The 6759-nt window shown below is 50.9% G+C and carries 6 protein-coding genes; 4 read left to right on the forward strand and 2 right to left on the reverse strand.

Features of this window, described 5'->3' with window-relative positions:
• Nucleotides 1-3 precede the first annotated feature (3 nt).
• The 4 genes from MVK46_RS08350 (at nucleotide 4) to MVK46_RS08365 (ending at nucleotide 2406) form a co-directional block, all read left to right on the forward strand.
• Nucleotides 4-738 (forward strand): arginase family protein, encoded by a 735-nt coding sequence (locus MVK46_RS08350; protein WP_297536226.1) that lies wholly within the window; start codon nucleotides 4-6, stop codon nucleotides 736-738.
• Nucleotides 735-1055, forward strand: a complete 321-nt coding sequence (locus MVK46_RS08355; RefSeq protein ID WP_297536221.1) for an Sjogren's syndrome/scleroderma autoantigen 1 family protein — start codon at nucleotides 735-737, stop codon at nucleotides 1053-1055. The genes MVK46_RS08350 and MVK46_RS08355 overlap by 4 nt, the downstream gene beginning before the upstream one ends.
• Nucleotides 1052-1264 carry an ArsR family transcriptional regulator gene (locus MVK46_RS08360; protein WP_297536222.1) on the forward strand — a complete coding sequence of 71 codons (213 nt, stop codon included), beginning with the start codon at nucleotides 1052-1054 and terminating at the stop codon, nucleotides 1262-1264. Before MVK46_RS08355 ends, MVK46_RS08360 begins: the two co-directional genes overlap by 4 nt.
• Nucleotides 1265-1419: 155 nt before the next feature.
• Nucleotides 1420-2406: a hypothetical protein gene (locus MVK46_RS08365; protein ID WP_297536223.1), complete on the forward strand. Its 987-nt coding sequence runs from the start codon at nucleotides 1420-1422 to the stop codon at nucleotides 2404-2406.
• Between the two features lie 26 nt (nucleotides 2407-2432).
• Here the strand turns inward: MVK46_RS08365 and trmBL2 are convergent, their stop codons facing one another.
• Both trmBL2 and rgy read right to left on the reverse strand, forming a co-directional pair.
• Nucleotides 2433-3227, reverse strand: a complete 795-nt coding sequence (gene trmBL2 / locus MVK46_RS08370) for an HTH-type transcriptional regulator TrmBL2 (protein WP_297536224.1) — start codon at nucleotides 3225-3227, stop codon at nucleotides 2433-2435.
• Between the two features lie 273 nt (nucleotides 3228-3500).
• Nucleotides 3501-6759: reverse gyrase (gene rgy, locus MVK46_RS08375; protein ID WP_297536225.1), on the reverse strand; the 3259-nt coding region annotated here is incomplete at its 5' end.

Consider the following 6759-nt stretch of genomic DNA (forward strand, 5'->3'; position numbering starts at 1 on the left):
ATAATGGTTACCTTCATTCCCTTCGGTGAGAAACCGAACCGCGACGGCGTCCTCTACACGCTTCAGCTCCTGAAAAGGAACAAGCTGATTGAGGACTACGTTATAGTCGAAGCCAGCAGGGTCGAGCTTCTCCCGGAGCGGGTTCCCCTTGATAAGGCCTACATAGTTGGGGAACACCTCGCAACCTACGGGATTGTGGAAAAGCTCAGGCCGAGAGGTTTAATCAGCGTTGACGCACACACGGATTTGATGCACGATTACCTTGACCACGGTTCTTGGCTTGCCTACGCCCTCGAGCGAAGGTTAATCGGGAGGGCAGCTGTGATGGCTCCCGTTCTCATGATTCCAACAACGGAGAGAACCCAGCTGTGGACGAGAAGGGTGAAGATATACCCCGCAACGCTGAGGAGCAGACGGGTGAGGGGAAAGTGGAGGGCCTACAAGAACTTTCAGACGAATTCAATTGACGAGATAATCGAGGAGGCCAAAGCCTACCTCGGTGACGAGATTTACCTGACCGTTGATATGGACGTCCTCAGACCCGAATACAAGATAGCTCGCTTTCAGCACGGCGAGCTTACCCTCGAAGAGCTCGTGGAAATCCTCGAGGCAATAAGGGAGAACTTCAGGATTATAGCCTTTGACATAGCGGAGGTTTCGGACAGGCTACGGCGCTCCAGGCTCGGAAAAAAGGCGCTCTTTGAGGTGTTCCAGCTACTTCGGGAGGGAGTGAAATGAGCGTGAGCGACGAGGAGATTAGAAAAATAATACTCCCCCTGATGCTGTCCGGTGCCAAAATGCTTGACAAACACTGTCCCAAATGCGGCTCGCCCCTCTTCGAAAAGGACGGGAGGGTCTTCTGTCCGGTCTGCGAGCACAGAAGGAAGGAGAAGCTCAGGGAGATGAAAGGCATTGAGGAGAGGCTCATGGAGAAGCTCACCGAACTGGCCAACTCCCTGCCCGATGACGTTGATGAACTTGAGAAACACTTAAGGGTTATGGAGCTTATAATTAACCTGTTGGAAAGGTACAAGGCACTGGAGGGAGGAAAATGAAAAACGTGAAGGTCCTCAAGGCACTTGAAAGCGGCCCGAAAACCGTTGAAGAAATCGCCGAGGAAACGGGACTGAATCCAATGGAGGTAAGACGCTACCTCCTACGCTTCGCCGAGAGCGGGAAGGTTGAGAGCTACCAGAAGGACGGAAAGCTCTACTGGAAGATAAAGGAGAAGGACGAGCTGGAGCAGGAGTTCAAGTACGTCTGACCTCCTCCAACTTTTATATTTGGAAGTGGCCCTACCAACTGGTTTTTTACTCTGTGTTTTTGATGGAATATGTTACAATTTTGACAATCAAATAGTTTTTTATATAACTAAACACTATCCAGTAATGGTGATACCATCGACAGGGTGAGGTCAAAGTGTCCAGACTGGTGATTCCTCTCTTACTTCTCCTCCTTTTTGCCCCAATGGTATCGGCAGTCTATTCCGTGGAACTGAATGGCTTTCTCTACCTAATTAGCTACAAGGTTTACTCCAACGGGACAGTAGCGTTAATCAACGCCGAAATCGACAACATGGGAAACACGTGTGACATGGCAGGAAACTGCTGGCAGGAGGTGTATGAGGTATACGATTACTTGCTCTATTACAACGGTTCTGCGCTCTACCTTCTCAACTTTACCCCTGCTTTGAAAAAATCTCTGCCTTCCTATGCCTCAAAGAACATAACTTACGTTTACTTCAACTGGGTTTACTACGCCAACGGCTCTTGGTATGTTAACGTAAGCGTCTCAACTTATTCTCCAGAAACCGATGAAAGTTTTAATCGAGATTACGTTTACCGTCTCAACCTAAAGAACTTCTGCGTTGAACAGACTAACATTACTTTCCGCGCTATTCCGGTAATGGCGATCAACGGGACAATAAACGGCTGGAAAATTGTAGTTCCGAGTGAGTTTTTGCCTTCTCCTGACTACGGGCCTTTTAAAGCCTACATCTTCGTTAGCGTAAATTCAAGTATTACGAAACCCGAAAACTGCTGTTCTGTCTTGGCGATACCTTCTTACTCAAAGCTTCCGGTTTACTTCCTCCTCGAAAAGGACGGCCAAGTGAAAAACGTGACGCTTTTCTACATCAACGCAACCGAAAACCTCACCGGCTTCTGGTTTCCGGGTAGCGTTAAAATCGTTAACGTAACCTTCTGCAAGCCGATTGTTGCCCCAGAAAACGCCACCTCGAACGGGACTGCAACCCAGACGAGCGCTCAGAAAAACACCACAATTCACACCACGAACGAAGCACCAAACACGACAGCCCCAACATCAGCAAAAACCAGAAAAAACATCTGCGGACCCGGACTGATTGGATTACTCGCTTTGGCCCCGTTGCTCTTTAGAAAACGCTAGTCCTCAGTAAAAGAGAAGGGAAGAAATCAAATCTCCTTGGCCTTCTCCCAGTACTCGTTGAACTTGGCCTCAAATAAGTCCTTAATCCTGAAGTCCTTAATCCACACCTGGGTCTCGTAGTTGAAGTACCTCGCCGCCATGTCCTCGAGGGCGAAGAAGACCTCGTCGTCGCAGATGAGCATCGGAAGGTCGAACTTGTCGAGAACCCTCAGCTCAAGCTTGCCCTTCTTGGCGTACTCCAGTATCTTTGAATCACCCAGCCTGTCGTAAACCGACTTCGTAACTATTATCTTGGCTTTGGCCCCGCTGTCAATGGCCTTTACGAGGTCGTTCTCGAGGTTAATGGCGATGTAGCCATCATCTGCCAGCAGAATCCTCTCCCTAACTTCCTCCAGCATTTCCTTGGTCTTGAGAGTGGCGTTCCTGATGCCCCTGACGACCCATACACGCTCGACACCGTACTTTGGAATCTCGGTCTCAATGAGGGGCTTCATCAGCTGGAGAAGCTCCTCCTTAGCCTTCTTCTTGGCCTCAAGCTCCTCCTTTATGCGCTCCTGCCACTCCTCAATGAACTTCTCGAGTATGTTCTCCGGGTGAACGGGCCTATACTTGTTGACCTTGCCGGGCTGACTAATGGCGAAGCCCTTCTTTTCGAGGCTCCTGAGGACGTCGTAGGTTCTCGGGGCGGGGACCTCAGAAACGCTGGCCAGTTCAGCAGGCGTAAGGACACCAAATCCGACCAAGGCCACGTACGCCCTTGCCTCGTAGAGGTTCAACTCAAAGTGTTCCTGCAGGAGTTCTACCATTCTGTCCTTAACCATTTTTACCACCACCACATTTCCTTGATTCCAGTTTCGATGTTATACCATATAAACTTTTTCCAACCATGACGCAGGGACTGTGTTCAATAGATGCGATAATTGCTCAATAACTTTTTCAAATGATACTGTGTTTGCACCAAGACGCACACCCCTTACTATTAAAAGGTTTTAAGGTTTTTGGTTCATCCAAAAAAGCTGGTCCCCAATGTTAAGGTTGGTGCTAAAACTGGATAAAATAACCCCAATTCGGGGGAACAAAATATTACGGAAAGCTCATTCACTGTAGATATAGCGGCGTATTTCCTCATAGAGGTCGTTGAGAACAGCTTGGTAGTTGGCCTTGCCCTCTTCAATCATATCCATTATCCGCTCTAGTTCTCTAGTTCTCTCCTCACTGACGAGGTCGCGGTACTTGCTGATGAGGTAGTGATACACCTTGATGCCCTTCTCTGTGGGAACGAGCTTCTTTCTACCCCTAGTCTCAACGACGTAGCCCCTTCTGAGGAGGGTCTCGACGATTTTCGCATAGGTTGAAGGCCTGCCGATACCGCGCTCCTTCATCAGTGCTATTATATCACCCTGGGTGTAGAGCGACACCTTTGGAGCCTTCCACTTCTTGGACTCAACGACCTTGAGCTTTTCTCCGCGCTCAAGCTTCGGCAACTGCCTCATGGGCGGGTTCCTGAGTTTTGTCCAGCCGTCCTTGATTATTTTAACGTAGCCATCAACCTCAACCTTTCCAACGCCCGCGTCTATCACGGCACTCTCGTAGAGAATCCTTGCGGGAATCATCTGACTAGTCATGAAGCGCTTGAATATCATATCGTAGAGCCTGTAGTGGTTCCTGGTAAGGTTCCTAGGAAGCTGGATTATGCCGTCGCGGATGAGCTGCATTAACCTGCCCGTGTCAATCGGCCTCGTGGGCCTTATGGCCTCATGGGTGCCCTCCTCTCCCCAGTGCCTCGGTTTGAAGTATTCCTCCCCCAGCTCGCTCGTTATATACTCCTTTGCGACCTCTATTCCGGTGTTGCTGACGTGGGTTGAATCCGTTCTGTGGTAGGTGATGAGACCCATCTCGAAGAGGTCCTGGGCCAAACGCATCGTTTCTGGAGCTGAAAGCTTGAGGAACGTTGATGCATCGCGGAGCATTGCGTCTGTGGTGTATGGGGGCGATGGATTAAGCTCCCTCTCCTCGAGCTGGACCTCCTCAACCGTAACGTACTCCGGCGGCTCGACGTCCTTACCGTCCTTTCCAAGCTCGACCGTTATCTGAAGGCCGTTCTCAAGGGTCAGGCCGAGGAAGTAAACCTCGCTCTCGCTGAACTCTTTATACCTCTCGATAATCCAGCCGAGAACGGGCGTCTGAACCCTTCCCGCGGAGAGGTTCCTGTTCTCGAAGACCCTCTGCAGCTCACCGCTGAGCTCGAAGCCTATCCACCTGTCCTCTATGCGTCTGACAATCTGGGCCTCGACGCGGTTCTCGTTCACGTCCCTGGCTTCCTCGATTGCCTTCAGTATGGCCGGCCGGGTTACCTCGTGAAACTCCGTCCTCCTTATAACGGGGGCAAAGGGACTGAGAATGTTTCTTATGTCCCAAGCTATCTTCTCACCCTCGGTATCTGGGTCGGTCGCGATGAGTATCTCGTCAACTTCCTGAGCTATCTCGCGCATCGCAATAATGTTCTCAAGGGCATCATGAACGTTTGTCGAACCACAGCGCGGGCAGACACCTTTCTTTTCCCAGTCAACGAACTGGTAGCCGCAGTCACGGCAGCGCTTTATGGTATCGTAGACGGGAATGAAGCGGAGCATGTCATCCTCACGCTCTATTAGAACCCCATGATAGCCCTCGTTGGTTACGAGGTCAAACATGTGCCCTCCACTCGCCAAAATCGTAAGCTGTCTGTTTCCTATGCTGACCTCATAGGCAACCAAATCGCCAATGCGCCTCTTGCTCGGCTGTCCGAAGAAGTTGGCTATCGTTCTGGCCTTGTTGGGGCTTTCAACAATCATGAGGGCGGACTTAACGAGGTCCTTGACCTTGGCGCTTATCTTGCCCTCCATAACCAGCTTTACCTTCTCCCTGTCCTCGTCTATCTGCCTGAGGATTTCCCCGAGGTTCAGCTCTTCGAAGGGCACCATCTTGAACTCCGTGAAGCGCCAGCGCATCTGCCTCACGAGGCCGTTGAAGACCTTCTCGTTGTCAACTATAAGAACGCTCAGCCCCTTGGTTATTCCACCGGCGAAGAGCCTGCTCGTCCTTCCAGTTGCCTGAATGTAGGTTCTAACGTCGGGAATCTCGATGAACCACTTACCTTCTTCCTTCACAAGGCTGACGAAGGGGTCTTCGGCGAGTTTTTTGAGAACATCTCCTTTCTTCAGAACATCACGCAGGAACTCAACCAGCTCACGGAAGACGTTGAGAACCGTCTTGTGGAAGTCGTTCTCAATGGGAAGGCCCTCAGCTAAGGCCTCTTCAATCTTGAGGAGCTCGAACTGTGGAATGTTTCGGATAAGCCTTCTTAGCCTTGCGTAAAGCTTTTCAGCGGTTCTCCTGTCTTCCTCATCAAGGAAATCCATAACCTCGCTGAGCAGACCGAGGGCGCGGTAAATGGTGGGCCTCTCAAGGTCTATGCTAAAGCGGAACTTCGGGACGCCCGTGAAGACTGCGTAGCGGATGAGGTGGGGTAAATCCAGTCCCCTCACGATTGAGCCGTAGTAAGTGGCGACGCCAACCAGATAATCCGCTTCGCCGTTTTCGAACTTCTCAACGGCCTTCTTGTTCTTCGAGCTTGCGAGTTCAACGGCGAAGCCCCTCTCCTTCAGGTAGTTCACGAGCTCCTCGGCGTAGCTCAGCCCTTGGTCAATGGGAACGAATATGAGGCCGCCCTTACCGAGCTTCCCGAGGAGCTCCTCCACGTGCTCTTTAACGTCTTTGCTCGGCTTTAGATAGCTGTCCACGACGTTTCTTAGCGCGCTCCTTCCGCTACCGACCTCAAAGCCGAGCAGTTCACGGTAGAGCTTTATCCTGTCGCCCCTCGCTGAACCGGTCGCCGAAGCTATTATCATGAGTCCTATCCTGTTCTTACGTTTGAACTTCTCAATCTCACGCTGGAGCTTTTCTATCTTGGAGTTGAGCTCCTTGAGCCTCTCATCCTTATCGTGGGAGTTCCCGTTTAAGTAGCGGGCGAGCTGCTTCTTCAGCCTGATTATCTCCCACGCCTTCTCAATAATCTCCTCCGTGAAGCCGAGCAACAAAAGCGAGCGGTCTATGTTCTTGCTCGCCTTGAGAAAGGCATCAACGTCGTCAACGAACATAAAATCAAAGTGCCTACCCCTGAGCTTCTCATCAAAGTTTCTCGCCAGCCACTGAGCGCTCGTGACGAGTATGTCGTAATCCTCCCCCTCAATCCTAGCCAGCATTTCCTCCTTTTCCTTCCTGCTTAAGGTGCCGTGGTAGTAAGCAAGCCTAACGCTGACGTTGGCCCTCTCCATTATATCCTGAATCTTCTTAACAGTCTGAACGACAAGC

Source organism: Thermococcus sp., assembly GCF_027066465.1.
In the GTDB taxonomy this organism is placed as follows: Archaea; Methanobacteriota_B; Thermococci; order Thermococcales; family Thermococcaceae; genus Thermococcus.

Bases quoted from the DNA above. Each gene is read 5' to 3' on its own strand.
- MVK46_RS08350 (WP_297536226.1), top strand. From the start codon at position 4: ATGGTTACCTTCATTCCCTTCGGTGAGAAACCGAACCGCGACGGCGTC.
- MVK46_RS08355 (WP_297536221.1), top strand. From the start codon at position 735: ATGAGCGTGAGCGACGAGGAGATTAGAAAAATAATACTCCCCCTGATG.
- MVK46_RS08360 (WP_297536222.1), top strand. From the start codon at position 1,052: ATGAAAAACGTGAAGGTCCTCAAGGCACTTGAAAGCGGCCCGAAAACC.
- trmBL2 (WP_297536224.1), bottom strand. From the start codon at position 3,227: ATGGTTAAGGACAGAATGGTAGAACTCCTGCAGGAACACTTTGAGTTG.